Annotated in this window: 22 protein-coding genes; 12 read left to right on the forward strand and 10 right to left on the reverse strand. The window is 63.4% G+C overall.

Going from position 1 to position 25,150, the window contains the following annotated elements; genetic code table 11:
- Window positions 1-110: 110 nt before the first annotated feature.
- The 4 genes from rbfA (at window position 111) to pnp (ending at window position 4,160) form a co-directional block, all read left to right on the forward strand.
- Window positions 111-530 carry a 30S ribosome-binding factor RbfA gene (gene rbfA / locus EO094_RS00535; RefSeq protein ID WP_128290419.1) on the forward strand — a complete coding sequence of 140 codons (420 nt, stop codon included), beginning with the start codon at window positions 111-113 and terminating at the stop codon, window positions 528-530.
- Window positions 531-532: 2 nt separating this feature from the next.
- Complete coding sequence (gene truB, locus EO094_RS00540; protein ID WP_128290420.1) at window positions 533-1,435, forward strand: tRNA pseudouridine(55) synthase TruB; 903 nt, start codon at window positions 533-535, stop codon at window positions 1,433-1,435.
- A gap of 164 nt (window positions 1,436-1,599) precedes the next feature.
- Window positions 1,600-1,869: a 30S ribosomal protein S15 gene (rpsO, locus tag EO094_RS00545; protein ID WP_092812128.1), complete on the forward strand. Its 270-nt coding sequence runs from the start codon at window positions 1,600-1,602 to the stop codon at window positions 1,867-1,869.
- A gap of 170 nt (window positions 1,870-2,039) precedes the next feature.
- Entirely contained in the window at window positions 2,040-4,160 is a 2,121-nt protein-coding gene (gene pnp / locus EO094_RS00550; RefSeq protein ID WP_128290421.1) for a polyribonucleotide nucleotidyltransferase, read from the forward strand.
- Between the two features lie 116 nt (window positions 4,161-4,276).
- Here the strand turns inward: pnp and EO094_RS00555 are convergent, their stop codons facing one another.
- The 4 genes from EO094_RS00555 to fabA form a co-directional block, all read right to left on the reverse strand.
- Complete coding sequence (locus tag EO094_RS00555; RefSeq protein ID WP_164879500.1) at window positions 4,277-6,289, reverse strand: putative bifunctional diguanylate cyclase/phosphodiesterase; 2,013 nt, start codon at window positions 6,287-6,289, stop codon at window positions 4,277-4,279.
- Between the two features lie 161 nt (window positions 6,290-6,450).
- Complete coding sequence (gene fabI, locus EO094_RS00560) at window positions 6,451-7,281, reverse strand: enoyl-ACP reductase FabI (protein ID WP_128291742.1); 831 nt, start codon at window positions 7,279-7,281, stop codon at window positions 6,451-6,453.
- Between the two features lie 8 nt (window positions 7,282-7,289).
- Window positions 7,290-8,516: a beta-ketoacyl-ACP synthase I gene (fabB, locus tag EO094_RS00565; RefSeq protein WP_128290423.1), complete on the reverse strand. Its 1,227-nt coding sequence runs from the start codon at window positions 8,514-8,516 to the stop codon at window positions 7,290-7,292.
- A gap of 36 nt (window positions 8,517-8,552) precedes the next feature.
- Window positions 8,553-9,080 (reverse strand): 3-hydroxyacyl-[acyl-carrier-protein] dehydratase FabA, encoded by a 528-nt coding sequence (gene fabA, locus EO094_RS00570; RefSeq protein WP_128290424.1) that lies wholly within the window; start codon window positions 9,078-9,080, stop codon window positions 8,553-8,555.
- Between the two features lie 196 nt (window positions 9,081-9,276).
- Between fabA and irrA the strand changes: the two genes are divergently transcribed.
- Together irrA and EO094_RS00580 are read left to right on the forward strand one after the other, a co-directional pair.
- Window positions 9,277-9,708: an iron response transcriptional regulator IrrA gene (gene irrA, locus EO094_RS00575; RefSeq protein ID WP_128290425.1), complete on the forward strand. Its 432-nt coding sequence runs from the start codon at window positions 9,277-9,279 to the stop codon at window positions 9,706-9,708.
- A 169-nt stretch (window positions 9,709-9,877) separates the two neighbouring features.
- Entirely contained in the window at window positions 9,878-10,993 is a 1,116-nt protein-coding gene (locus EO094_RS00580) for an ABC transporter ATP-binding protein (protein WP_128290426.1), read from the forward strand.
- A gap of 156 nt (window positions 10,994-11,149) precedes the next feature.
- Here the strand turns inward: EO094_RS00580 and EO094_RS00585 are convergent, their stop codons facing one another.
- Window positions 11,150-12,682, reverse strand: coding sequence for a YifB family Mg chelatase-like AAA ATPase (locus EO094_RS00585; protein WP_128290427.1), 1,533 nt, complete (start codon window positions 12,680-12,682; stop codon window positions 11,150-11,152).
- A gap of 334 nt (window positions 12,683-13,016) precedes the next feature.
- Here EO094_RS00585 and EO094_RS00590 point away from each other — a divergent pair, with 334 nt between their 5' ends.
- On the forward strand, window positions 13,017-13,712 hold the full coding sequence (locus EO094_RS00590; protein WP_164879501.1) for a YrbL family protein: 696 nt from the start codon (window positions 13,017-13,019) through the stop codon (window positions 13,710-13,712).
- Between the two features lie 71 nt (window positions 13,713-13,783).
- Here EO094_RS00590 and gshB read toward each other — a convergent pair whose 3' ends face one another.
- From gshB to rsmI, 3 genes are all read right to left on the reverse strand, one after another.
- Window positions 13,784-14,731 (reverse strand): glutathione synthase, encoded by a 948-nt coding sequence (gshB, locus tag EO094_RS00595; RefSeq protein WP_128290429.1) that lies wholly within the window; start codon window positions 14,729-14,731, stop codon window positions 13,784-13,786.
- A 90-nt stretch (window positions 14,732-14,821) separates the two neighbouring features.
- Window positions 14,822-15,187, reverse strand: a complete 366-nt coding sequence (locus tag EO094_RS00600) for a YraN family protein (RefSeq protein ID WP_128290430.1) — start codon at window positions 15,185-15,187, stop codon at window positions 14,822-14,824.
- A gap of 17 nt (window positions 15,188-15,204) precedes the next feature.
- Window positions 15,205-16,068, reverse strand: coding sequence for a 16S rRNA (cytidine(1402)-2'-O)-methyltransferase (gene rsmI / locus EO094_RS00605; protein ID WP_246008322.1), 864 nt, complete (start codon window positions 16,066-16,068; stop codon window positions 15,205-15,207).
- A 150-nt stretch (window positions 16,069-16,218) separates the two neighbouring features.
- Between rsmI and EO094_RS00610 the strand changes: the two genes are divergently transcribed.
- From EO094_RS00610 to polA, 3 genes are all read left to right on the forward strand, one after another.
- Window positions 16,219-17,391, forward strand: a complete 1,173-nt coding sequence (locus tag EO094_RS00610; protein ID WP_128290432.1) for a penicillin-binding protein activator — start codon at window positions 16,219-16,221, stop codon at window positions 17,389-17,391.
- Window positions 17,392-17,547: 156 nt separating this feature from the next.
- Window positions 17,548-18,618: an acyltransferase family protein gene (locus tag EO094_RS00615; RefSeq protein ID WP_128290433.1), complete on the forward strand. Its 1,071-nt coding sequence runs from the start codon at window positions 17,548-17,550 to the stop codon at window positions 18,616-18,618.
- Between the two features lie 117 nt (window positions 18,619-18,735).
- Window positions 18,736-21,783, forward strand: coding sequence for a DNA polymerase I (gene polA / locus EO094_RS00620; protein ID WP_128291743.1), 3,048 nt, complete (start codon window positions 18,736-18,738; stop codon window positions 21,781-21,783).
- A gap of 163 nt (window positions 21,784-21,946) precedes the next feature.
- Here polA and EO094_RS00625 read toward each other — a convergent pair whose 3' ends face one another.
- Entirely contained in the window at window positions 21,947-22,267 is a 321-nt protein-coding gene (locus EO094_RS00625) for a hypothetical protein (RefSeq protein WP_092811922.1), read from the reverse strand.
- A gap of 261 nt (window positions 22,268-22,528) precedes the next feature.
- Between EO094_RS00625 and EO094_RS00630 the strand changes: the two genes are divergently transcribed.
- Entirely contained in the window at window positions 22,529-23,167 is a 639-nt protein-coding gene (locus tag EO094_RS00630) for an HhH-GDP family DNA glycosylase (RefSeq protein ID WP_128290434.1), read from the forward strand.
- A 33-nt stretch (window positions 23,168-23,200) separates the two neighbouring features.
- Here EO094_RS00630 and EO094_RS00635 read toward each other — a convergent pair whose 3' ends face one another.
- Window positions 23,201-23,893: a sulfate transporter family protein gene (locus tag EO094_RS00635; protein WP_128290435.1), complete on the reverse strand. Its 693-nt coding sequence runs from the start codon at window positions 23,891-23,893 to the stop codon at window positions 23,201-23,203.
- A gap of 102 nt (window positions 23,894-23,995) precedes the next feature.
- Between EO094_RS00635 and EO094_RS00640 the strand changes: the two genes are divergently transcribed.
- On the forward strand, window positions 23,996-25,009 hold the full coding sequence (locus EO094_RS00640; RefSeq protein WP_128290436.1) for an adenosine kinase: 1,014 nt from the start codon (window positions 23,996-23,998) through the stop codon (window positions 25,007-25,009).
- Window positions 25,010-25,150 lie beyond the last annotated feature (141 nt).

Consider the following 25,150-nt stretch of genomic DNA (forward strand, 5'->3'; position numbering starts at 1 on the left):
ATCGCCGGGGGCGTTGACGCTCACCTGGCTCGACCCCGGTTCTATCGTTGTCGGGATGCGCGAGCCTTTCTGCCGCCGATCCACTCATCAACGCCGTTGCCTTGAAGACCATGTCCCGTTTCGAAAGTTCTCATTCTGCCGGCCCCTCGCAGCGTCAGCTGCGGGTGGGAGAGCTCGTCCGCCATGCGCTTGCTGAAGTCCTGCAGCGCGGCGAAAGCAACGACCCGGCCCTCGATGGCGTCATCGTCACGATCGCCGAAGTCAGAATGTCGGCGGATCTCAAACATGCGACCGCTCTCATTCATCCCCTCGGAATCGAGGATGGCGACGGCGTCGTTGCCGCGCTCAACCGCAATGCGCGTTTCCTGCGCGGGCGGATCACGCCTGCGCTGCGCCAGATGCGCGCCATGCCGGATCTCAAATTCCGCCTCGACACGCGCTTTGAGGACGATGCGCGCATCGACGAATTGCTGCGCTCGCCGGAAGTGCAGAAAGATCTCCACGACGACGATGAAGAGGAAGGCCGCTAGACATGTCCCGTCGGCGCAACAAGGGCCGCGACGTTGACGGCTGGCTCGTCCTCGACAAACCCGTCGGCATGACCTCCACGGAGGCCGTCGCCAAAGTGAAACGGGCTTTCGACGCAAAGAAGGCCGGCCATGCGGGGACCCTCGATCCCCTGGCCTCCGGCTGTCTGCCGATCGCTCTCGGCGAGGCGACGAAAACCGTCGCCTTCGTCATGGATGGACGCAAGGTCTACGAATTCACCGTGCGCTGGGGCGAGAAGACGGAAACCGACGATCGCGAAGGCCCGGTCGTGGAGCGCTCGGACGTGCGACCCAGTGAAGACGACATCCGCGCCCTCATTCCCGATTTCACCGGCACGCTGTCGCAAGTGCCGCCGCGCTACTCGGCGGTGAAGATCGCGGGTGAACGCGCCTATGATCTCGCCCGCGACGGGGAGACGGTCGAGCTCGAGCCGCGCGAGATCGTCGTGCACCGGCTGGATCTCGTCGATTGTCCCGATGCCGATCACGCAATCTTCCACGCCGAATGCGGCAAGGGGACCTATGTCAGGGCATTGGCGCGCGACATGGCCGAAGAGCTCGGCACGGTCGCGCATGTCTCCGCCCTTCGCCGGCTCGTCGTCGGGCCATTCGGTGAAGACGACATGGTGCCCTATGCGGAGCTCGAGGCGAATGCCGAGACGCCGGGCGCCTTGTTGCGCCCCGTCGAGGCGGGGCTCACCGATCTTCCCTTGATCCGAATCGACAATCATGCCGCGATGCGGCTCAGAAACGGTCAGGCCGCGTTCCTCCGCGGTGCGGACGCCCCTGTCGGCGGCAGCGCCTACACGGTTTCGGAAGGCCGCCTCGTCGCGCTCGTCGACATTGCCGGCGGCGAAATGAATCCTCGGCGCGTTTTCAAGCTTTAGCGCGCCGTAGTACCCGCGGCAGCGGCTTAAAGCTGGAAAATTGCCGCATTCTCGCTTATATGGGCGCTGGCGTCGCCTGCCCTTCGGGTCGCTGGGCGGCGTTTCTTATAAGGCCTTGGCTGGACGACATCCCGGCTGATGGCATCACCACGAAAGGATACGAGATGTCGATCACACCCGATCGCAAGCAGGAACTGATCAACGAATACGCCACGAAGTCGGGCGATACCGGCTCTCCGGAAGTGCAGGTCGCGATCCTCTCTGAGCGCATCGCCAACCTGACGGAGCATTTCAAATCGCACGCCAAGGACAACCATTCCCGGCGCGGCCTCTTGAAGCTCGTCTCGCAGAGGCGTCGGCTCCTTGATTACCTGAAGCGCAAAGACGCGGAGCGTTATCAGGCGCTCATTTCCCGTCTCGGGCTGCGCCGCTAGGCGCCTAATACAGGCAGCGGACGGCAAAGGCCGCCGCTGCCTTTTGATGTTCAAGGCTGGAACGGCCATGGCAGGATCGCTGGATGGTCTCGCTGCCGGGACCGGAGCGAAGACCTTCCCGCCATCTTGCGCATGGTCCTTCTCGCCTCCATACGAAAGGCAGAACACCCATGTTCGATCACCAGACAGTTGAAATCGACTGGGCCGGGCGTCCGCTCCGGCTCGAGACGGGCAAGGTCGCCCGTCAGGCGGACGGTGCCGTCGTCGCCACCTACGGCGAGACCACCGTCCTCGCCACCGTCGTCTCCGAGAAGGAACCGAAGCCCGGCTTCGACTTCTTTCCGCTGACCGTCAATTACCAGGAAAAGTACTACGCGGCAGGCCGCATTCCGGGCGGCTTCTTCAAGCGTGAGGGACGTCCGACTGAAAAAGAGACGCTGACCTCGCGCCTCATCGACCGGCCGATCCGTCCGCTTTTCGCACCGGGCTACAAGAACGACACCCAGGTGATTGCGACCGTTCTGTCGCATGATCTTGAAAATGATCCCGATATCGTCGCGATGGTTGCGGCTTCCGCGGCCCTCACCCTTTCGGGCGTTCCCTTCATGGGCCCGATCGGCGGTGCGCGCGTCGGTTACATCAACGGCAGCTACGTCCTCAACCCGACCGTGGATGAGGTGAAGGAATCACGCCTCGATCTCGTCGTCGCCGGCACCGGCGATGCCGTCCTGATGGTGGAATCGGAGGCCGACGAGCTTCCCGAAGACGTCATGCTCGGCGCGGTGATGTTCGGTCACAAGGGCTTTCAGCCCGTCATCGACGCCATCATCAAGCTTGCGGAGCGTTCCGCCAAGGCGCCACGCGCCCATGAGGTCGAAGACCGGAGCGCCCTTCTCGCCCAGGTCCGCGACATTGTCGCGGAGGATCTGAAGTCGGCCTATCTCATCGCCGACAAGGCCGAGCGCAAGGGCGCCGTCGATGCCGCCAAGGCGAAGGCCGTCGAGGCGCTGACGGACGAAACCAATCCGGAAGCCCCGTCGAAGCAGGTCGTCGGCGACATCTTCAAGAAGCTGGAAAGCGAGATCGTCCGCGGTCGCATTCTCGACGAAGGTGCGCGCATCGACGGTCGTGACCTGAAGACGGTCCGTCCGATCGTGGCCGAAGTCGGCATCTTGCCGCGTACGCATGGCTCGGCCCTCTTCACCCGCGGCGAGACGCAGGCCCTCGTGGTCGCCACCCTCGGCACCGGCGAAGACGAGCAGATGATCGACAGCCTCGAAGGCACCTACAAGGAAGCCTTCATGCTGCACTACAACTTCCCGCCGTTCTCAGTCGGCGAGACGGGCCGTATCGGCTCGCCGGGCCGCCGTGAAATCGGCCACGGCAAGCTCGCCTGGCGCGCCATCCACCCGATGCTGCCGCCGGCGCACGAATTCCCGTACACGTTCCGCGTCGTCTCCGAGATCACGGAATCGAACGGTTCGTCGTCGATGGCAACCGTCTGCGGCACCTCACTTGCTCTGATGGATGCCGGTGTGCCCCTGAAGAACCCGGTCGCGGGCATTGCCATGGGACTCATCAAGGAAGACGAGAAGTTCGCCGTCCTCACCGACATTCTCGGCGACGAGGATCATCTCGGTGACATGGACTTCAAGGTCGCCGGCACGACCAGCGGCGTCACCTCCTTGCAGATGGACATCAAGATCCAGGGCATTACCGAAGAGATCATGCAGATCGCGCTCGACCAGGCGAAAGACGGCCGCATGCACATCCTCGGCGAGATGTCGAAGGCGCTGACGCAGGCCCGTCCGGAGCTCGGCGAATATGCGCCGCGCATCGAGACACTGAAGATCCCGGTCGACAAAATCCGCGAAGTCATCGGCTCCGGCGGCAAGGTCATCCGCGAGATCGTCGAGAAGACGGGTGCCAAGGTCGACATTTCCGACGACGGAACGGTCAAGGTGGCCTCGCCGAACGGGGAATCGATCCGCGCGGCAATCAAGTGGATCCGCTCCATCACGGACGATCCGGAAGTGGGCGCGATCTATCGCGGCACCGTGGTGAAGACCGTCGATTTCGGCGCCTTCGTGAACTTCTTCGGCTCCAAGGACGGGCTGGTGCACATTTCCCAGCTCAACAACGGCCGCCCCGCCAAGGTGACCGACGTCGTCAAGGAAGGCGACGAGGTCTATGTGAAGCTCATGGGCTTCGACGAGCGCGGCAAGGTGCGCCTCTCCATGAAGGTCGTGGACCAGGAGACCGGCGAGCCGATCGAGCCGGAAGCCGCGTAAGCGAACCGGCCGACAAGAACAGGAAAGGGCGCCCGCGAGGCGCCCTTTTCTTTTTCGGTCTTTGACTTTCTGAGGCGGGTGTTTGCTGGGCCCTCCTCGCAGCAACCCCGATATTCTCAGCCGTTCGCAACGAGCCGGATATTGCGCCCGTCCCCATGTGTCGGGCCAGGCGGCGGAGTGGCCGAGCCATCGCCGCTACCATCTGCTGCCGTTTTCGCGGCGGAATTGAGCGCGGCGGTCGCCAGCGCCTCTTGTCCAATCACCTCTTCAACGGTGACCGGCTCGCCGTAGAAATAGCCCTGAGCAAGGTTGCAACCGCTTTCGCGCAGCAGGTCGCGATGCGCCTCGTTTTCCACGCCCTCGCCGACGATCGCCATGCCGAGCGACTGGCCGAGGCGGCATACCGCCGACACGACGGCGCGAGCCTTTTGCGGATCGGAGATGCGCGACAGAAACGTTCGGTCGAGCTTGATCTTGTCGAAGGGATAGCGAGACAAGAGGCCGAGGCTCGAGGTTCCGACGCCGAAATTGTCGAGGACGAGGGAGACCCCGGCTTCGCGCAGCCGTTCAAGCCGCGAAAAGGCCGCCTCTTCTCCGCGTCCGAGGATGCTTTCGTTGACCTCGATTTCGATGCGATCTGGGGGAATGTCAGAGTTTGCCAAGGCTTCGGCGATATAGGTCTCCGTGCCATCGCGCTGCAACTGCGCGGCCGAAAGATTGACCGCCACCCGAACGTCAGCCGGCAGGGCACGGCAATCGCGGGCGACCTGACGGATCACCCATTCCCCCATCGGAATGATCAGGCCCGTCTCCTCGGCAACCGACAGGAACATCGAAGTCGGGACAAGATTCTGATTGGTGAGCTTCCAGCGCAGAAGCGCCTCATAGCAGACGACCTCACCGCTCTTCAGATCGTATTGCGGCTGATAGAGGAGCGTGAAGAGGTCGTTCTGGATGGCATAGCGCAGGCCATCTTCCAGAGTCTCGCGCGAGCGCTGGTCCTCTGCCATCTTCGGATCGAAGAAGCGCCAGGTCTGTCGTCCCCCCGCCTTGGCCCGGTAGAGAGCGAAATCGGCGTTTCGGATCAGTGTCTTGGCAGTGTCGCCGTTATCCGGCCCGACGGTGATGCCGATCGAGCAACCGATGGTGATCTCGTGGCCTTCGATCCGAAACGGCTGCTCGATCAGCCGGATCATGCGATCGGCGAGCGCGGGCAGAGCATGGTTGTCGTGGACGACAGGGACGATGACCGCGAATTCGTCCCCCGAGAGACGGCAGAGCAGATCTTCGTCGCGCAACGAGTTCTTCAAGCGCTCCGCCGTCGCGCGCAAGAGATTGTCGCCGACCGGATGACCGAGCGTATCATTTATGCTCTTGAAACCGTCCAGATCGAGGATCAAGAGGCCGATCTTGTGGGTCTTTTCGGAGGCTCTTCCAAGCATTTCTCCGAGGCTTTGTTCGAACTTCTTCCGGTTGCCGAGTCCGGTCAGCTCGTCGTGCATCGCAATGTAGACGAGATCCTGTTTTTCACGCTGCATTTGCTGCGTGCGATAGGTGTAGCCCGCCATGAAGGAGAAAAACGTCACAACGGCGATGCCGGTCAGATAGACGAGTTGCCGGTTGAACGTCGTCAGGAGCTGGGAGGCCTCAAATGTCTGGTCGAAACGAACGGCGACCTGGCGTCCCTCGGGAGTGACCGGGAAAACGACCCAGGTCGCAAATTTCGGCGAAAGAAATAGGGATTCGTCGACGGCGTGAACCGAACGCTGCTGGTTTCCGAGCTGGTCCCCCTTCGTCTCCAGGATCGGCCGCAGCTCTTTTTCGGACCGGCCTTCGTCGCCGACCACCGTCACGACGCCCGTCTGCGGATCGTCGACGGCCAGGGTATCGATGGCGAAGGAGCGCAGAAGCGGCGCATTGAGTGCTTCGGAGCGCCCATCGAGAAGGCCGTCCAGGCCGCTTCGACCGTGGCGGGCGCTCTCGTACCAGGCGGTGGCGACGAGCGTGGCCTCGTTCTTCAGAACCGAGCGGATCTGGTAATGGCCGACAAGGAAAATGCCGACGACCACACCGACGGCGATGAGGACCGCAAGAAGCGGAGAGACGAGCCTCTTGCCGATCAGACGCATCCTTACTCCCCATCGCTGCGATGGCCATGCCATCCGATCGTCGGGAAGCTAGGTCACCGCGCTTAGAGAAGCGTAAATGGAGGGCGGGAGAGGCTGTGGGAAACGGGGATATCGGCGCGGTGAAATGGCAAGCCGACTAAGCCTCGAGGTCCGAAAGCGTCCTATTCGGAGGCCGCTTCCTCGTCGATGATATCTTCTTCCCGCTTCAGCATCTCCAGCCGCGGCATGGAGACGGTGCTGTAACCGGAATCGACGAAATGGATCTCGCCCGTGACCGCCGCCGAAAGATCGCTCAACAGATAAAGGCCGGCACCGCCGACATCCGAGATCGTCACGGCCCGGCGCAGCGGCGAATTTGCCCGCTGATAGTTGAACATGAGCCGCGCATCGGAGACGCCCGAACCGGCAAGCGTCCGCACCGGGCCCGCCGAAATCGCGTTCACGCGAATGCCAGCCGTGCCGAAATCGCTCGCCAGATAGCGCACAGAGGCCTCGAGCCCCGCCTTGGCGACACCCATGACGTTGTAATTCGGCATGACACGGGTCGAGCCCGCATAGGTCAGGGTGAGCGCTGAAGCGCCCGGCGACATCAACGGCGCCGCCCGGCGCATGATGTCGGTGAAGGAGAAACACGAGATCACCATCGTGCGCACGAAATTCTCGCGCGAGGTATCGACGAAACGGCCCTTCAGCTCGGCCCGGTTCGAGAATGCGATGGCGTGGACGAGGAAGTCGAGCTGTCCCCAATCGTCGGCGATCTTTGCGAACACGGCGTCCATGGAGGCGTCGTCCTCGACGTCGCAAGGATAGACGCGGGTCGAACCAACGCTTTCGGCCAGCGGCTTCACGCGTCGGCCAAACTGTTCGCCCTGATAGGTGAAAGCAAGCTCGCCGCCATGTTCGGCAACCGCCTTGGCGATGCCCCAGGCAATCGAATGATCATTGGCGACACCCATGACGAGGCCGCGCTTGCCTTCCATCAGGCCTTTCACTTGAGACATCAGGAACCGAGCCGTTGAAACACCAAAGTGGCATTGGTGCCGCCAAAGCCGAAGGAATTCGACAAGGCTGTGTTGATCTCCACGCCGTCGCGCCGCTCGCGCAGAATCGGCATGTCGGCGAAGGCGGGGTCCATCTCCTCGATGTGAGCGCTCTCGCAGATGAAACCGTTTTGCATCATGAGAAGCGTGTAGATCGATTCCTGAACACCCGTGGCGCCTTGCGAATGGCCGGTGAGCGACTTCGTCGCCGCAATCGGCGGGCATGCATCGCCTGAGCCGAACACCTCGCGGATCGCCTCGATCTCCTTGAGGTCACCGACCGGCGTCGAGGTCGCGTGTGGATTGATGTAGTCGATTTTCTCGCCGACGTTCTGCAGCGCCATGCGCATGCAGCGGATCGCCCCCTCGCCGCTCGGCGCGACCATATCGACACCATCGGAGGTGGCGCCGTAGCCGACAATCTCGGCATAGATCTTGGCGCCCCGCGCCTTGGCGTGCTCCAGCTCCTCGAGCACGAGGACGCCCGCCCCGGCGCTGATGACGAACCCGTCGCGGTTCTTGTCGTAAGCCCGCGAGGCAATGGCTGGACGATCGTTGTACTTCGTGGACAGCGCGCCCATGCCGTCAAACAGTACCGACAGGGTCCAATCGAGCTCCTCGCAGCCGCCGGCAAACATCACATCCTGCTTGCCGTACTGAATCTGCTCGCAGGCATTGCCGATGCAATGGTTGGACGTGGCACAGGCCGAGGAGATCGAATAATTGACGCCCTTGATCTTGAACCAGGTCGCAAGCGTCGCCGAAGCGGTCGACGACATGGCTTTCGGCACGGCGAAGGGGCCGACCTTTCGCGAGGAACCAGCCTCACGGGTCTTGTCGGCCGCCTCGATGATGGCACGGGTCGACGGCCCACCGGAGCCCATGATGATGCCGGTGCGCTCGTTGGAGATGTCGTCCTTCTCGAGGCCCGAATCTGCGATCGCCTGTTCCATCGCGACGTGGTTCCAGGCCGTGCCGCCGCCGTGGAAACGCATGGCGCGTCGGTCCACGACCGTGCTGGCATCGAGCGTCGGCGCGCCGTGCACCTGACTGCGCAGGCCATGCTCGGCATAAGACGGCGCGAACACGATCCCCGAGCGCGCTTCCCGCAGGCTGGTGAGAACCTCCTGCGTATTGTTGCCGATCGAGGATACGATCCCCATACCGGTGACGACGACCCGTCGCATCACCTTCTCCCTTTGATAGTCCGGTCCTGGCGCGCCTTACGCGGTGGCGACAGCCTGATTCGCTGTAAACAGCCCGACCTTCAGATCTTTTGCGCGGTAAATGACTTCTCCGTCGGCCTTCAGCCAGCCATCGGCGATGCCGAGCGTGAGTTTAGAGCGCAGGATGCGCTTCAGCTCTATTCCGTACTCCAGTCGTTTGACGGTCGGAAGAACCATACCGGAGAATTTCACTTCTCCGACGGAGAGCGCGCGGCCCTTGCCCGGGGCACCGAGCCAGCCGAGGAAGAAGCCGAGAAGCTGCCACAGGGCATCGAGACCCAGGCAGCCTGGCATCACCGGATCGCCATGGAAATGGCAGGGAAAGAACCAGAGGTCGGGACGGACCTCCATCTCGGCACGGATCCGCCCCTTGCCATATTCGCCACCTTCGTCAGCAATCTCCGAAATACGGTCGAACATCAGCATCGGCGGCAGCGGCAATTGCGCATTGCCCTCCCCGAAAAGCTCTCCCCGCCCGCAGGCAAGAAGGTCCTCATACTCGAAATGGCTGCGCCGCTCATTCATTGCATTGGTCTTTCTGTGAGGCGGGTCATTTGGGTTCCTTAACGACAACCCGCTACCTAACATACCGCGCCGCGTAGCGAAACCGAGCCGCGCGGCAACAGCGACACAGCGTCAGAGTTGTCAGAACGATACAAATTCGCATATAGGGCTAAAGGCAGCGTCCTATAAACTCTTTGACTGCCGAGAGCGAGCTGAGATGACGGCTATACACAACCACAATTCGCCTGAGCAGCTGACCCGTTGGCTGCGTCGTGCCGGTTTGCGGCCGACGAGACAGCGTGTGGCCCTGGCCGGCTTGCTGTTCAAGAAGGGTGATCGGCATATTTCCGCAGAGCTTCTGCACGAGGAAGCGCAACTGATGCGGGTACCGGTCTCGCTTGCGACGATCTACAACACCCTGCATCAGTTCACCGAAGCCGGGCTGCTGCGAGAAGTCGCAGTCGATGGGGCGCGGACCTATTTCGACACGAACGTCTCCGACCACCACCATTTCTTCGTCGAGGGGGACAATTCCCTCATCGATATCGATGGTCCGGTGAGCCTGACGCAGGTTCCCGAGCCCCCAGAAGGCATGGAAATCACCGCCGTCGAAGTCGTGGTGCGGGTGCGCCGCCGGACAGACGCCTGAGACGAAAGCCAGGTGGCAGTTCCTCAATCGTAGCGGCCTAAGAGAGCTTTGCGCCGGACGGAGTTGCAGCCTCTCTCCCCATCGGGCGTTTCCCCGACAATTGCTTGAAGCGAAGGGCCGGCGGCGCCTTCGCTGAACGGCGATCGGTCGTCAAATGGGAGGAGCTTCGATGGCCAATGTCAGGCTGAGCGACGTCGATAAGGCCTTCGGCAAGGTCAAAGTGCTCGAAGGCATCAACCTCGACATCAAGGATGGGGAATTCGTCGTTTTCGTCGGCCCATCCGGTTGCGGCAAATCCACACTTTTGCGCGTGATCGCCGGGCTTGAAGACATCACGCGCGGCACGCTCGAGATCGGCGGGGAGACCGTCAACGACCGCACTCCGAAGGAGCGCGGCGTCGCCATGGTCTTCCAATCCTACGCGCTCTATCCGCATATGAGCGTGTACGACAACATGGCCTTCGGGCTCCGCCTCGACAAAGGGGCCGGGCGCGATGCGGTGGACAAGCGGGTTCGCGAGGCGGCGCGCATTCTCCAAATCGAGCCCTATCTCGACCGGCTGCCGAAGGAGCTTTCCGGGGGCCAGCGCCAGCGCGTGGCGATCGGGCGCGCGATCACCCGGGACCCGGCGGTCTTTCTCTTCGACGAGCCCTTGTCGAACCTCGATGCGGCGCTGCGCGTGCAGACGCGCATCGAGATCGCCCGTTTGCACGAGAAGATGCCCGACACGACTATGATCTACGTGACCCACGACCAGGTAGAGGCGATGACGCTCGCCGACCGCATCGTCGTGTTGAACAAAGGCCGGGTCGAGCAGGTCGGCACGCCGTTGGAGCTCTACCACCGGCCAGACAATTTGTTCGTGGCGAAGTTCATCGGCTCGCCCGCGATGAACATTCTAGCTGCCACCTTCAGCACCACGCAGGATGGGCTGCAGGTCGCGCCTGAAGGCGGCAGAGACTTCACTCTCCCACGCCCCGAGGGGATCGCCATTTCACAAGGCCCCGGCCATCTCGGTGTCCGCCCGGAAAGCCTCCGCCTCGCGGAAGCCGGCGACGACCCGCTGATCGAAGGCGAGGTGACGCTGGTGGAGCTTCTGGGCGAGGTCACGCTCGTCTACGTCGATATCGGCCGCCAAGACGATCCCGTGGTGGCGAAGCTTGCAGGCGAAGTGGCGGTCGAGCGCGGCAAAAGCGTGCGTCTTGCTGCCCATGCCGAAGATTTGCAGCTCTTCGACGCAAACGGCCGGGCCCTTCGATACGAAGGACTGCAGAAAGCCGCTTGACCGGCCGTTTTGCGGACGAACCACACGGGCGATCCCGCTCGGGCGAGGACGCATGGCGCCGCTCTCTTCTGCGGATGATCGCAGGAAGAGGCTCGAGCGCCCCTTTGCGACATCACTCGGCCTTCGGTTGCCGCGGCTTTTCCGCGGATGCGCGCCTCATGCGGCCGCGGCAAGCAGAGACGCGCTCTGGCGGTAGCTCAAGGCCTCCGCCACATGGATGCGGCGCACCTTTTCCTCCTGGTCGAGATCGGCAAGTGTGCGCGCGACCTTGAGGACGCGGTGGTAGCCGCGCGCCGATAAGCCCATCGCTTCCGCGGCATCGCGAATGAGACGGGCACCGGCCTCGTCTGGAGCTGCGACATCTTCCACCACGCGACTGCCGGCACGCGCATTGATGCGCAGGCCCGGCAGGCCGCGGGACATATAGCGCTCCGCCTGCATCGCACGAGCCGTCGCCACACGCTCGCGCACGGCCGCACTCGGCTCCGCCTCGGCGGGTCCGATCAGATCGATGGCAGAGAGTGCAGGCACCTCGATCCTGAGATCGATGCGGTCGATCAAAGGCCCGGAGAGCCGGGCCTGATAGTCGGCGGCGCAACGGGCGCCGCGCCGGCAGGTGTGCCCGGGCTCGCCCGCCATGCCGCAGCGACACGGGTTCATCGCCGCAATCAACTGAAATTCGGCCGGGTAGGTGACCCGGTGATTGGCGCGCGCGATGACGGCTTCGCCGGTCTCCAGTGGCTGGCGCAGCGAATCGAGGACGGCCGGGGTGAATTCCGGCAATTCATCGAGGAAGAGCACGCCGTGATGGGCAAGTGAGACCTCGCCCGGACGCGCATTGATGCCGCCGCCGACCATCGCCGCCATGGAGGCCGAATGGTGCGGTGCCCGATAGGGTCGCTGGCTCGACAGCCGCCCGCCGGCGAGCGTCCCAGCGATCGACGAGATCATCGACACGTCGAGGAGTTCGCGCGGCGCAAGCGGCGGCAGGATCGAAGGCAGCCGGCTCGCCAGCATCGATTTGCCGGCCCCCGGAGGGCCGATCATCAGCATGTTGTGGCCACCGGCTGCGGCAATCTCCAACGCCCGTTTGGCGCTCTCCTGACCGCGGATCTCTGAGAGATCGGGAAGGGCCTCGCTCGCGGCGCGAAGTGCGGGCTTGGGCTGGGACAGGACCTGACTGCCGGCGATGTGATTGGCGAGCGCAATCAGGCTCTTCGGCGCCAGAATGGCGAGTTCTTCGCCGGCCCACGCAGCCTCCCCTCCGCAGGCGGCGGGGCAGATGAGCCCCTTCTTCAGCGCATTGGCGCTGATGGCGGCCGGCAGCACACCCGCCACCGCTTCGATGCGACCGTCGAGGCCGAGTTCCCCAAGAACCACGTGATCGCTGACGGCATCGGCTGGAATGGCGCCCATTGCCGCCATCAGGGCGAGCGCAATCGGCAGATCATAATGGCTGCCTTCTTTCGGAAGGTCTGCCGGGGCGAGATTGACGGTGATGCGCTTGGCCGGAAGCGCGAGACCCGACGCATGAATCGCCGCCTGCACACGTTCCCGGCTTTCCGCCACCGCCTTGTCGGGCAGGCCGACAATGTTGAAGAGCGTGCGCCCCGGCGCGATCAGCACCTGGACATCGACGGGGATCGCCTCGACCCCGCGAAAAGCCACTGTCGTAACACGAGAAACCATCGCCACCACCCCCGTTCTGATTGCAGAATGACTCAGCTTTCGGAAGATGACAAGAACGAAAAAGGAACACGATCCGAGAGGCGCACCTGTTGCGCAAGAGAAACAATATGAAACGCATCAGTCACTTTTTTGCGTTTCCAACCCGCCCGCCCTTGTCACGCCCATCTCTGGGGACTTTATGAAAAACACATGACATTCGCGGCGGATCGACGCTGCGCATGCGAACAGGCGGCCGGGGCACATGGTCTGCGATTCGATTGAAAAGAGGCGCGCTTCGGCGCGCCTAAGGGCGTTTTTTGCGCCGGTTTGGGCATTTGTCGCCGGACCGGAAACGATGCATGCGCAAGCGGACCGGCGGTCCGTGGCGGGCACCGTCGATCTCAGCCGGGCAATCCCGTTTGCGCGCGGCGGGCGGCGGCTCTGCTTTGTCGATCCCTCCAGAAAAGACCGCGGGATCAAGGTGCGGCGACCGGATTACACGCTCGCCGACCAGCGCCGGTCAAAGGCCGCGTGGAAGCGTCTGCGACCGCTCGTGCGCTTCGACGACAACCGTCAGGACGAGCACATTCTGCGCCGCCTCGGTCAGGTCCGCGGCGAGGCAGCCTTCGCGCATGTGGCGCGGCAGTTCGGCTTCCTGCGTACAAGCCTCGGGATGGGGCTCTCGGTGGAGCTCATTCGCGACGGAGATGGCGAGATCTCACGCACGCTCGAAAGCTATCTGACGATCCACGGCTATTCCTCGGAATGTCAGGCGGCCGTTGAGACGTTTTGCGACCATCTCGTCACGTATCGCGTGCCGACGCGAAAAATCATGTTGTGCAATGTTCTCGTCCAGGAAGACGTCGACGGCCAAATCCGCCGGCTCGTCCTCATCGACGATTTCGGCACGACCAATTATTACCCCTTCTTTCTGCGCACCGACGCCTCGCAAGAACGCAAGGTGTTGCGCAAGGTCGACGATTTCGTCGCCCGCATTCACGGCTTCGTCGCCGGCGAGGTGATGCCGTCGGCCGTCTCGCTTCTCGACTGACTGAGCTCGCCCGGGCCAATCTTCGCCCGGGCAGATCTTGGCGCGGCAAGGCCTTCGCTGGCAGTTGCCCGTCAGCCCTTGCAGCGCTGTTCGATCGCGTCCCACACCATCGCAGCCGCATCGATATCCGAAAAACGCTGCAGCTCGCGGATGCCTGTGGGCGAGGTGACGTTGATCTCCGTCATCACGTCGCCGATCACGTCGATGCCGACGAGGATGAAGCCGCGCGCCTTGAGTTCCGGGCCGATGCGGGCACAGATTTCCCGGTCGCGATCGGTGAGTTCGGCGGCAACGGCCTTACCGCCGACATGCATGTTGGAGCGCGCATCACCCACCGCCGGGATCCGGTTGATCGCACCGGCGGGCTCGCCGTCGACAATGATGATGCGTTTGTCGCCCTTGCGAATCTCAGGCAGATAGCGCTGCACGACGAAGGGCTCGCGGAAGGTCGTTTCGAAAAGTTCGATCAGCGAGGACAGGTTTTCGTCCCCCTCGCTGATACGGAAAACCGCGGCACCACCATTGCCGTAGAGCGGCTTCAGGATGATGTCGCGGTGCTTTTCGCGGAAGGCGCGGATCGCTGCGATGTCGCGGGAGATCAGCGTCTCCGGCATCAGATCGGAAAATTCGGTGACGAAGAGTTTTTCCGGCGCGTTGCGCACATGGGCCGGATCGTTGACGACGAGGGTCTTCGGATGAACCCGCTCCAAGAGATGCGTCGCCGAGATATAGGCCATGTCGAATGGCGGATCCTGGCGCATCAGGACGACATCGAAATCTTCGAGCCCGAGCTGCTGTTCCGCCTCATCGAGCGCGTAATGACGGCCGACCTCGTCGGCAACGCTCACCGCCCGCATGCGGGCAAAGACGCGGCCGCCCTCCATCGAGAGGTGCCGCGGCTCGTAATAGAAGAGGCTGTGGCCGCGCTTTTGCGCCTCCAGCATCAGCGCGAAGGTCGTATCGCCGCGAATATCGATCTGAGCGATCGGATCCATCTGCACTGCGACTGAAAGGGCCATTGGTCTCTCCGTTCTTCTGGCTTCTGGGTTAGCCGCGCTTCATTCCCGATGCAATCAAGCGGCCCGATGCAATCGAGTGGCCGGAGGCAATCAATTGGGAGGGCGAAAGGCGTCCGCAAGATGCCGGGGTAAACGAAAAGGGGAAACGAGAACGAGATCGAAGCGCTGCGTGAACTCCATGGCGGCGGGATGCCGCGAGGTCCAAACGCTTGCGGCGGCACCGATGCGCCTTTCGCTGCGTGGGGTGAGCGCCCAGTCTGCCGCCTCTCTCTCACCACGAAGCTTCACCTCGACGAAGGCGACGGTGCGGCCGCGACGAGCAATGAGATCGATCTCGCCAAGTGGCGTCCGGTAGCGGCGTGCGAGGATCCTATACCCCTTCATCATGAGGAAGAGCGCCGCCGCCATCTCGGCCATATGGCCCTGTCGGTAGGCCCGGCGCCGCTTCTTGCTCATCCAGTGCCCCCCGTCTCTCACTCCTTGCCGAGCGACAGCGCACGCTGATAGAGCGTGCGCCGCGGCAAGCCGGTTTCCTCCGCAACCTCGCGGGCGGCATCCTTGACCCCCATCGTGCCGAGACGCTCGGCGAGCATGCGGTCGAGATCGGCCTCATCGAAGCCTTCACCCGCCTCCCTGGGGGCTGGGGGCCCGATCACCACGACAATCTCGCCTTTGTCCTGTTCGCCCGCCGCGTCGGCAAGATCGGCGAGCGAACCGCGCAGGAACGTCTCGTGCAGCTTCGTCATCTCCCGGCACAGACAGACGGGCCGATCTCCGAGGATCTCGTTTGCGTCGCGGGCGAAAGCCTGGAGCCGATGCGGCGCTTCCAGAAGAACGAGGGCGAAGGGAAGATCGGCGAGCCGCCGAAGCGCGTCCCGCCGGGCTTTCTCCTTCGCCGGCAGAAAACCCAGAAAGAGCGTCGCCTCGGCCGAAATCCCGGCAACGCTCAAGGCCGCGGTGAGGCTCGAGGCGCCGGGGATCGGATGGACGGCAACACCTTCGGCAACCGCACGCGCGACGAGCCGCGTGCCGGGATCGGAGACGACCGGCGTGCCGGCATCCGTGACGAGCGCCACGGCCTCGCCCTCCGCCATCAGCTTCACGAGGCGGTCGTCGACATCGGGATGGGAATGTTCGTGATAGGCGGTGAGGCGGGTGGTGATGCCGTAGCGCGACAGAAGTTTGCGGGTGACCCGGGTGTCTTCAGCCGCGATCACGTCGGCCGCGGCCAGAACCTCCAGCGCACGGATGGTGATGTCGCCGAGATGGCCGATCGGCGTTGCCGTGACATAGAGGCCCGGCTCGAGATGCGGCGCCGTCAGTTCGTGGCCCCGCATGACGAAAATTCTATCTCTGTCTCCGGCCATTCTCTGCGGCTGCCCTTGAGACGGCGCCACGCGCCGCTTATGACGAATGCCTAGGATCCAAAAGGGTGCCTGGCAACCATTCCGGGCGGGAGAGACGACGTGTTCAGGCGAAATTTTTCGATGCCAAATGGCCTTTTCGGCTGGTTCGCGACAGCGCTCGTTTTCCTGTTTCTGGCGGGGTGCACCTCGATGTCGGGGAATGGCGGCGGCAATCTGCCGGTCGATCAGGGACCTGCCGCACCCACCGGAGAGGTCATCGGCAGCGGCACCACGCGGGTCGCCATGCTTTTGCCGCTGACGGCGACGGGCAATGCCGGCAATGCCGCGCGGGCCTTCCGCAATTCCGCCGAGATGGCGATGAGCGACTTCCCCAACGTGCCGATCTCGCTCATCGTCTATGACACCGGCGGCACGCCGGCAGGCGCGCAGGCGGCCGCCGAAAAGGCCGTCTCGGAAGGAACCAAGATCGTTCTCGGACCGCTTTTCGCCTCATCGGTCAGCGCTGCAGCACCCGTGGCGCGCCGGGCCAATGCGCCGATGGTGGCCTTCTCGTCCGACACCGCAGTTGCTGGCCCCGGCGTCTATCTCCTGAGCTTCCTACCGGGCTCGGATGCTGAACGCATCGTCTCCTATGCGGCGAGCGAAGGGCGGGAATCCTTCGCCGCGCTCCTGCCCAACAACGCCTATGGCACGGTCGTCGACGCGGCCTTCCGCCAGGCGGTCGCCAATGCGGGCGGACGGGTCGTCGCGATCGAGCATTACGACCTCAACGACACCGATATCCGGGCTAAGACGGCCGATATCGCGGCCATTTCCTCGCGCATCGATGCGCTTTTCATTCCCGACGCCGGTCAGGCGCCAGCCCTCATCTCGCAGGCGCTCGGCTCCGCCGGCAGCAATATCAAGCTTCTCGGCAGCGGCCAGTGGAACGATCCGGCCGTCCTCAACAATGGCGCGCTTGCCGGCGGCTGGTTCCCGGCACCAACACGGCGCACCTTCGACGGGTTCGCCGCACGCTACCAGGCGGCCTATGGCTCGGAGCCGCCGCGCAACGCGACGCTTGCCTACGACGCCACGGTTCTGGCGGCCGGGCTGGTGCGGCAGAATCCCAACGATGCCTTCTCTGCCAGCCTTCTCACCAATGCGAACGGTTTCAACGGTGTCGATGGCGTCTTTCGGCTCAAATCGGACGGCACCAATCAACGTCAGCTCGCCGTCTACGAGGTCACCGGCTCGGGCGCCCGTCTGATCGACGAAGCCCCCCGTTCCTTCTCCGGCGCCGGCGGTTTCTGATAGCCGAAGATTGCTGCATGCGGCCCGCCGGGCTTGGCGGAGCGGCCCTTTGGCCGCAAATGCCTGCAATTTTAACTGTCTTTTAGAATATGTCGCGACGCCGCGGAGCAAGCTTCGCATAGTAGACGGGGTTTCTTCCGAACGAAGGATCGCGCCATGGATGCGGCCGGCACAGCGACCACCTCAGCACGAACGCGCGTCGCATGGGTCGACGTCGCCAAGGGATTTTGCATCATCATGGTGGTGATGATGCATTCGACGCTGGGGGTGGAGAAGGCGGTCGGCGCCAACGGCTGGATGAATTACGTCGTCGAATTCGCCCGCCCCTTCCGGATGCCCGACTTCTTCATGATTGCAGGGCTTTTTCTGTCCGCCCGCATCACCGCGCCCTTGCGTCTCTATGTCGACCGCAAGATCCTGCATTTCGCCTATTTTTACGTGCTCTGGCTCACCATCCAGTTCGTTCTGAAGGCGCCCGAATTCGCCTCGGATTATGGCTGGGACGGCGCTTTGCTGTTCTACCTGAAGAGCTTCGTAGAGCCTTTCGGCACACTCTGGTTCATCTACCATCTGGCGATCTTTTTTGCCGTGACGCGCCTCGTTCATGGCCGCGTGCCGGCTTGGCTCGTCTGGCTGGTGGCGGCCGGGCTCGAGATTGCGCATATCGACACCGGCTCGATGCTGATCGACGAATTCGCCTCGCGCTTCGTCTATTTCTACACAGGCTTCATCCTGGCGGATGCGATCTTCCGTTTTGCGGACCGTGCCGACCGACATCTCCTTTTCGGTGTCGGCTATCTCGCCGCCTGGGGTGTCCTCAACGCGGCCTGCGTGTTCGGCGGCATCTCGAAGCTTCCCGTCGTTTCGCTCGGCCTCGGTTTCGCGGGGGCGGTCGCAGTCTGCACCTTCTCCGTCTTGCTGGCGAAGACGCTCGTCTCACGTCCTCTCACCTATCTCGGCGCCAATTCGATTGTCGTCTATCTCGCCTTCTTCCTGCCGATGGTGGTGACCCGCACCGTCCTTTTGAAGCTCGGCCTCATCACCGATATCGGCACGATCTCGCTTCTCGTCACCGCGGCGGGCGTCATCGGCCCGGTCATCTTGTATGAATTCACCCGACGCACCGGCTGGGGCACCTTCCTCTTCGTACGGCCCGCCTGGGCCCGGATCGACCAGCCCTGGCGTAGCAAACCCGGGCAGAAGGCGGCGATCGCCCCGGCGGAGTAAATCTCCTCTTCGCAGGGGATGCCGCCTGGGCCGGATCGGTTCTGCTTGAAATCGGAGGCGCGGCAGTCAAATCTCCGCGCCATGAGCTCCTCCGAAAAATCCGCCTCCGGCGCCGGCATGACATCCGGCGATCATCTCGTCCTCGTCGACGGCTCGGCCTTCATCTTCCGCGCCTTCCATGCCCTGCCGCCTTTGACGCGCAAATCCGACGGCCTGCCCGTCGGCGCCGTCTCCGGCTTCTGCAACATGATCTGGAAGCTCCTGCAGGAGGGGCCGACGCCGGAAAAGGGCGACGAACCCACCCATTTCGCCGTCATCTTCGATTATTCGGCGAAGACGTTCCGCAACGAGATCTACCCCGAGTACAAGGCGCATCGGCCCGAACCGCCGGAGGATCTCGTTCCGCAGTTCAGCCTGATCCGCGACGCCACGCGCGCCTTCAACCTCGCCTGTGTCGAACAGCAGGGATGGGAGGCGGACGACCTCATCGCCACCTATGCGAAGCTCGCCTGTGAGGCCGGGGCGCGCACGACCATCATCTCCTCCGACAAGGATCTGATGCAGCTGATCGGGCCCTCCGTCATCATGTTCGACACGATGCGCGATCAGCTGATCGATGCCGAATTCGTCATGCAGAAATTCGGCGTCTTCCCCGACAAGATGATCGATCTGCAGGCGCTGACCGGCGATCCGACCGACAATGTGCCGGGGGTGCCGGGCATCGGGCCGAAGACCGCCGCACAGCTCCTGCACGATTACGGGGATCTCGAAACGCTTCTCTCCCGCGCATCGGAGATCAAGCAGAACAAGCGCCGCGAGAACCTCATCGAATTTGCCGAGCAGGCGCGCATCTCCAAGAAGCTCGTCGAACTTTCCACGAGCGTGCCACTCGAGGTGCCGCTCGGCGATCTCGCCGTGGAAAGCCTCGATGCGGCAAAAGCGATCGGCTTCTGCAAGGCGATGGAGTTCAACACGCTGACGCGCCGCATCGCCGAAAAGATGGAAGCCGATGCGGCGGCGATCTCAGCACCGACACTCGAGATCGCAGGGTGGGGCGCAGGGCCCGCCGCGCACGGCCCGGACCTTGCCGAGACGAAGGGGGACGGACCGGGCAGTGTCGCAGCGCCTGTCGACGGCGCCTTCGCCGACGAACGCGGCTTCCTGGCGGCCCCCGCCGATCTTGCGCGCCAGCGCGCCGAGACGGCGACTGAACCGAAGATCGATCCAAGCTCTTACGAATGCGTGCGCACGATCGAGGCGCTGGAGGCCTGGATCGAACGTGCCTATGCGGCGGGGCGTCTTGCCTTCGATACGGAGACGACGAGCCTCAATCCCTTGCAGGCGACGCTGTGCGGCGTCTCGCTCGCTGTGGCACCGGGCGAGGCGTGTTACGTGCCTCTCGGGCATCGCCGCCCCGATGCGGCCCCCCATTCCGACCTGTTTGGCGGGCGTGCGGAGACGGAAAAGGCTCGTGAAGCCGCAGCGGAAGGCGGTGTGGACGGCGGTGCCGACTCTCTCTCTTTTTCCGATTCAAGCGATAGTGACTATACGCAGATCGGGGAGGCCAGGGCTCTCGAACTCCTGAAGCCACTCCTGGAAGACCCGACGATCCTCAAGATCGGCCAGAACCTCAAATACGACTGGCTGCTCCTCAAAGCCCGCGGCATCGAGATCGCAAGTTACGACGACACGATGCTGATTTCCTATGCGCTCGATGCCGGTTTCGGCCAGCAGCACGGTATGGATATTCTGTCGGAACGCCATCTCGGCCACAAGCCGATCGCCTATAAGGACGTCTGCGGCACGGGTCGCGACAAGGTCACCTTCGACTTCGCGCCGATCGACCGCGCCACCTCTTATGCCGCCGAGGACGCCGACGTCACACTGCGGCTTTGGCTGGTCTTGAAGCCGCGCCTTGCTGCCGAAGGGCTCACCAATGTCTACGAGCGGCTGGAACGGCCGCTTCTGCCGGTACTCGCCCGCATGGAAGAACGCGGCATCAAGGTCGATCGAGACATCCTCTCGCGCCTTTCCGGACGCTTTGCCCAGAAAGCGGCAGGGCTCGAAGCGGAGATTGTCGACATGGCGGGCGAGAGCTTCAACATCGGCTCGCCAAAGCAGCTCGGGGAGGTTCTCTTCGGCAAGCTCGGCCTGCCGGGCGGCCGCAAGACCAAAGGCGGGCAATGGTCGACGGACGTCAAGGTGCTGGAGGATCTCGCGGCCGAGGGCCATCCCCTGCCGATGAAGATCGTCGCCTGGCGCCAGCTCACCAAGCTCAAAGGCACCTATACCGACGCCATCCCCTCCTATCTCGACACACGCGGGCGCGTGCACACGTCTTATTCCCTCGCCTCCACGACGACGGGCCGGCTCTCCTCTTCCGAACCAAACCTGCAGAACATTCCTGTCCGCACCGAGGAGGGACGCGAAATCCGCACCGCCTTCGTGGCGGAGGAAGGCACCCGCCTCGTCTCGGCCGATTATTCGCAGATCGAACTTCGGATTCTCGCCCATATCGCGGAAATCCCGGCGCTTCGCCGCGCCTTCGAGGACGGGCTCGACATTCATGCGATGACGGCCTCGGAGATGTTTGCAACGCCGATCGAAGGCATGGACCCGATGATCCGCCGCCGCGCCAAGGCGATCAATTTCGGCATCATCTACGGCATTTCGGCCTTCGGCCTCGCCGCCCAGCTCGGCATCGGCCGCGAGGAGGCGGGCGACTACATCAAGACCTATTTCAAGCGCTTCCCGGGCATCCGCGATTATATGGAGGAGACGAAGGAGAAAGCGCGCGACAAGGGCTATGTGGAGACGCTCTTCGGGCGCCGCGCGCATTTCCCGAACATCAAGCACTCCAACCATTCGATCAGGTCAGGGGCGGAACGCGCAGCGATCAACGCGCCGATCCAGGGATCTGCGGCCGATATCATCCGCCGCGCCATGATCCGCATGGAAGATGCCCTCGCCGAGGCACAGCTTTCCGCGCGCATGCTCCTGCAGGTGCATGACGAACTGATCTTCGAAGTGCCGGAAGAAGAGGTCGAGGCGAGCCTTCCCGTCATCCGCGAGGTGATGGAAAAGGCGGCGGAGCCGGCCGTGGCGCTCAGAGTCCCGCTGCAAGTCGATGCGCGGGCTGCCGACAATTGGGAAGCGGCGCATTAGGCAGCCGACCTAGTGCCCGCATCGTCAGCGAACCGGACAGGCGCCGACATGGCGCAGCGTTAGTCTGACATGCGCGCGCCCGGCCTCACCTCATCGGCGAGACCGGGCGCGGTGCAATCCTGCGGCCGGCATGCGTCGACCGCAATCGACAACGAAGCTTCCGTTACGCGGCGGTGCCGCCGGCACCGTTCGCAGGACCGGCCGGAGCCAGATCCAGGACTGCGCCCGACGCCTTCGGCTCGATCGGCTGCAGCTGCTTGCGTTCCTCGTCGGTCCACGTGGCGATATGGATCACCGCCGCCGGCTCGCCGGGCTGGTTCGGATCGTTCACCGGTTCCAGGACGAGAAGGCCGGTGTTGTCGACGTAAAACGTATGGTCGCCGAAGTTCTGCTTCAGCGGCTCCATAGCCGGGTTGTCTTCCGGAATGGGTTCGGCACCCACGGTCTCACGGACCGCGGCAATCTGGTTGTCGCTGAGTTTCAAGCATAGCCCCCAAAGTTCGGGGTTCGGACCCGACGCCACCGAACGTCTGCGGGTCCATCTGTTGGGCGAATAGGCGGCGCCATTCCTCGCAGGTAGGCGCCCCACCTGGCTCCGCAAGGGGCGGAAAGCGTGCCCGACGCGTTTTTATGCAGCCATTTCGTGTATTTTTGCAGTTTGACGTTGTTCCAGAGGCTTCACATTGTGGGGAACAGCGAGAGGAGGCTCGGGTTTCGCCCATGAGCCAATTCCGAGGAGATAACGATGGCCGCATCGAAATCGGCGCGCATCAAGACGCTCCTGGAGCGTCACGGCACCACCTATTGCGACGAACTTGGCATCCCGATCGCCAAGAATACGCCCTCCCCCCTGTTTCGATGGCTGACCGCCTCGATCCTGTTTTCCGCGCGCATCAGCGCCGACAACGCCTTACGTGCGGCAAAAGCCTTGGCGGACGCCGGCTACACCACGCCCGACAAAATGGCCGCCGCGAGCTGGCAGGACCGCGTCGACGTCCTCACCTCGCATGGCTATGCCCGCTATGACGAGAGCACGTCGCGGATGCTCGGTGAGACCTCGGAGCTCCTTCTCGACAAATATCGTGGCGATCTCAGGAAATTGCGCGACGCGGCCGACGAGGAGCCGGCCCGGGAACGCAAGCTCCTGAAGGAATTCAAGGGGCTTGGCGATGTCGGCGTCGACATCTTCTTCCGCGAGGTACAGCCGGCCTGGGACGAACTTTTCCCCTTCGCCGACAAGAAGGCGCTCGCCGCCGCCAAAAAGCTCGACCTGGGCGAGGACGCCGAGGAGCTCGCAAAACAGGTGTCCCACAAGGATTTTCCGCGCCTTGTCGCGGCGCTCGTCCGAGCCGATCTTGCGCGCGACCTCAATGAGATAGCCTGAGGCGCAGGCGGCGGCAGGTACGCCGGCCGGCGTTCAGGCGGGAGCGAGCAGCCCGCCGGGTCTGCGCTCAGCTTTTTGGATACGCTTGTGCACATGCACCATGAAGGCGGTGGCGAAAAGCGGCGCCAGGAGATTGACGAGAGGCACGGCGGTGAAGCCCGCGATGACGAGGCCCGCCAGGAAGATGCGGCCGGAATGCCGGAGCCTGAGGATCTTCGCCACGCGCCGATCGTGAAAACGCCGCGCCGCGAGATCGAAATATTCCCGGCCGAGAAGATAGCCGTTGGCGACAAAGAAGATGACGACACCGAAGCCGACGAAGAGGACTAGAGGCAAGGCGACTAGATTGACGCCGACGACCACGAGCGTGAACTGCAACGTGGTGAGAATGCCCTCCATCAAGGGGAGCGCCCTTCCCACCGGCTCGCTCGGGTAATGGTTCTTCTCAACCACCTCGGCGATCTCGTCGAGGAAAATGCCGGCGAAAAGCGAGGTTGCCGGCGCCGCCAGGAAGGCAAGCCCGACGACGAGACCGATGCCGGAGACGATCGTCAGACCGGTTTCGAGCCAGGGATAGGGCAGCGCCAGAAAGTGCACGACGAGCCCTTCGAGGACGAGCCACAAGACCAGCAAGAGCCCGAGCGTCAGGCCGACCGACTTCCACAACACGTTGCGGAACGGCGGCGATAGGATTTCTTCCAGGGAGCGTTGGGCATCGTCTAACATGGCCGCGAAGAGATAGGAAAAGCACGACGGCCGGGCAAGCGGCGAGATTTGCAAAGCACCGCACGATCGGCTACCGCGCAAAAACCTTTTGGAGGGGAGCGAATGGCCGAACGGAAATACGATGTCCTGGCGATCGGCAATGCCATCGTCGATGTGCTGGCACAGGCGGACGATGCTTTTCTCGTCAGCGAGAAACTCGTCAAAGGCTCCATGCATCTGATCGAGTCCGATCGCGCCGAGACGCTTTACGACACGATGGGTCCGGGCCAGCTCATCTCCGGCGGCTGCGCCGGCAATACGGCGGCAGGTGTCGCCTCTCTGAGCGGTTCGGCAGCCTTCATCGGCAAGGTGGCGGACGACGAGCTCGGCCATTTCTACCGTCACGACATGCAATCGGTCGGTATCGCCTTCCCGGCGAAGCCGCTGGCGGAAGGAGCGCCGACGGCGCGCTGCCTCATTCTGATCACGCCGGATTCAGAGCGCACCATGAGCACCTATCTCGGTGCCTGCCAGGAGCTCACCGCGGCAGACATCGACAAGGCGACGGTGGAAGCTGCGGAAATCACCTATCTCGAAGGCTATCTCTGGGATCCGCCGAAAGCCAAGGAAGCGTTCCGCACAGCCTCCGAGATCGCCCATCGCGCCGGCCGCAAGGTGGCGCTCACCTTGTCGGATTCCTTCTGCGTCGACCGCTTCCGGTCGGAATTCCTGGAGCTGATGCGCAGCGGTGTCGTCGACGTCGTCTTCGCCAACAACCATGAGGTTCTGGCTCTCTACGAGACGAGCGACCTTGCGAGCGGCATCGAATCGCTCGCGGCGGATGTCGGCCTTGCCGCCGTCACGCTCGGCGCGGAAGGCTCGCTCGTGGTGCGTGGAGGCGAACGCATCAACGTCCCGGCACCCGAGGTCGAGACGATCCTCGACAAGACCGGCGCCGGCGACCTCTTTGCCTCCGGCTTCCTCTTCGGTCTTGCCCGCAACGCGCCGCTCGGCCGCTGCGCTGAGCTCGGCTCGCTCGCCGCGGGCGAGATCATTTCCCATCTGGGCGCGAGACCGCAGGCCTCCCTTCGGAGCCTCGCGGAACAAGAGCGTTTGTTGGCAGGGCTCCCAGCCTGAGCCTGCAAGGCTGATAAACGCTTTTATGCTCAGATATTTAGAATATCAGTCAATCGACTGACTAAAAAAGCGGGGCGCGATCTGATCTCGTGCCCCGCTCGTATTGCAACCCGAAGCTTCGTCCGGCCGGCCGGTGCGAAG

Origin of the sequence: Afifella aestuarii (genome assembly GCF_004023665.1) — a bacterium.
GTDB classification, from domain to species: domain Bacteria; phylum Pseudomonadota; class Alphaproteobacteria; order Rhizobiales; family Afifellaceae; genus Afifella; species Afifella aestuarii.

Bases quoted from the DNA above. Each gene is read 5' to 3' on its own strand.
- irrA (WP_128290425.1), top strand. From the start codon at position 9,277: ATGACGGCTATACACAACCACAATTCGCCTGAGCAGCTGACCCGTTGG.
- EO094_RS00610 (WP_128290432.1), top strand. From the start codon at position 16,219: ATGCCAAATGGCCTTTTCGGCTGGTTCGCGACAGCGCTCGTTTTCCTG.
- EO094_RS00630 (WP_128290434.1), top strand. From the start codon at position 22,529: ATGGCCGCATCGAAATCGGCGCGCATCAAGACGCTCCTGGAGCGTCAC.
- EO094_RS00590 (WP_164879501.1), top strand. From the start codon at position 13,017: ATGCATGCGCAAGCGGACCGGCGGTCCGTGGCGGGCACCGTCGATCTC.
- EO094_RS00640 (WP_128290436.1), top strand. From the start codon at position 23,996: ATGGCCGAACGGAAATACGATGTCCTGGCGATCGGCAATGCCATCGTC.
- fabB (WP_128290423.1), bottom strand. From the start codon at position 8,516: ATGCGACGGGTCGTCGTCACCGGTATGGGGATCGTATCCTCGATCGGC.
- EO094_RS00635 (WP_128290435.1), bottom strand. From the start codon at position 23,893: ATGTTAGACGATGCCCAACGCTCCCTGGAAGAAATCCTATCGCCGCCG.
- rpsO (WP_092812128.1), top strand. From the start codon at position 1,600: ATGTCGATCACACCCGATCGCAAGCAGGAACTGATCAACGAATACGCC.
- rsmI (WP_246008322.1), bottom strand. From the start codon at position 16,068: ATGCGGGGCCACGAACTGACGGCGCCGCATCTCGAGCCGGGCCTCTAT.
- fabA (WP_128290424.1), bottom strand. From the start codon at position 9,080: ATGAATGAGCGGCGCAGCCATTTCGAGTATGAGGACCTTCTTGCCTGC.
- polA (WP_128291743.1), top strand. From the start codon at position 18,736: ATGACATCCGGCGATCATCTCGTCCTCGTCGACGGCTCGGCCTTCATC.
- pnp (WP_128290421.1), top strand. From the start codon at position 2,040: ATGTTCGATCACCAGACAGTTGAAATCGACTGGGCCGGGCGTCCGCTC.
- EO094_RS00600 (WP_128290430.1), bottom strand. From the start codon at position 15,187: ATGAGCAAGAAGCGGCGCCGGGCCTACCGACAGGGCCATATGGCCGAG.
- truB (WP_128290420.1), top strand. From the start codon at position 533: ATGTCCCGTCGGCGCAACAAGGGCCGCGACGTTGACGGCTGGCTCGTC.
- EO094_RS00555 (WP_164879500.1), bottom strand. From the start codon at position 6,289: ATGCGTCTGATCGGCAAGAGGCTCGTCTCTCCGCTTCTTGCGGTCCTC.
- EO094_RS00580 (WP_128290426.1), top strand. From the start codon at position 9,878: ATGGCCAATGTCAGGCTGAGCGACGTCGATAAGGCCTTCGGCAAGGTC.
- EO094_RS00615 (WP_128290433.1), top strand. From the start codon at position 17,548: ATGGATGCGGCCGGCACAGCGACCACCTCAGCACGAACGCGCGTCGCA.
- EO094_RS00585 (WP_128290427.1), bottom strand. From the start codon at position 12,682: ATGGTTTCTCGTGTTACGACAGTGGCTTTTCGCGGGGTCGAGGCGATC.
- gshB (WP_128290429.1), bottom strand. From the start codon at position 14,731: ATGGCCCTTTCAGTCGCAGTGCAGATGGATCCGATCGCTCAGATCGAT.
- rbfA (WP_128290419.1), top strand. From the start codon at position 111: ATGTCCCGTTTCGAAAGTTCTCATTCTGCCGGCCCCTCGCAGCGTCAG.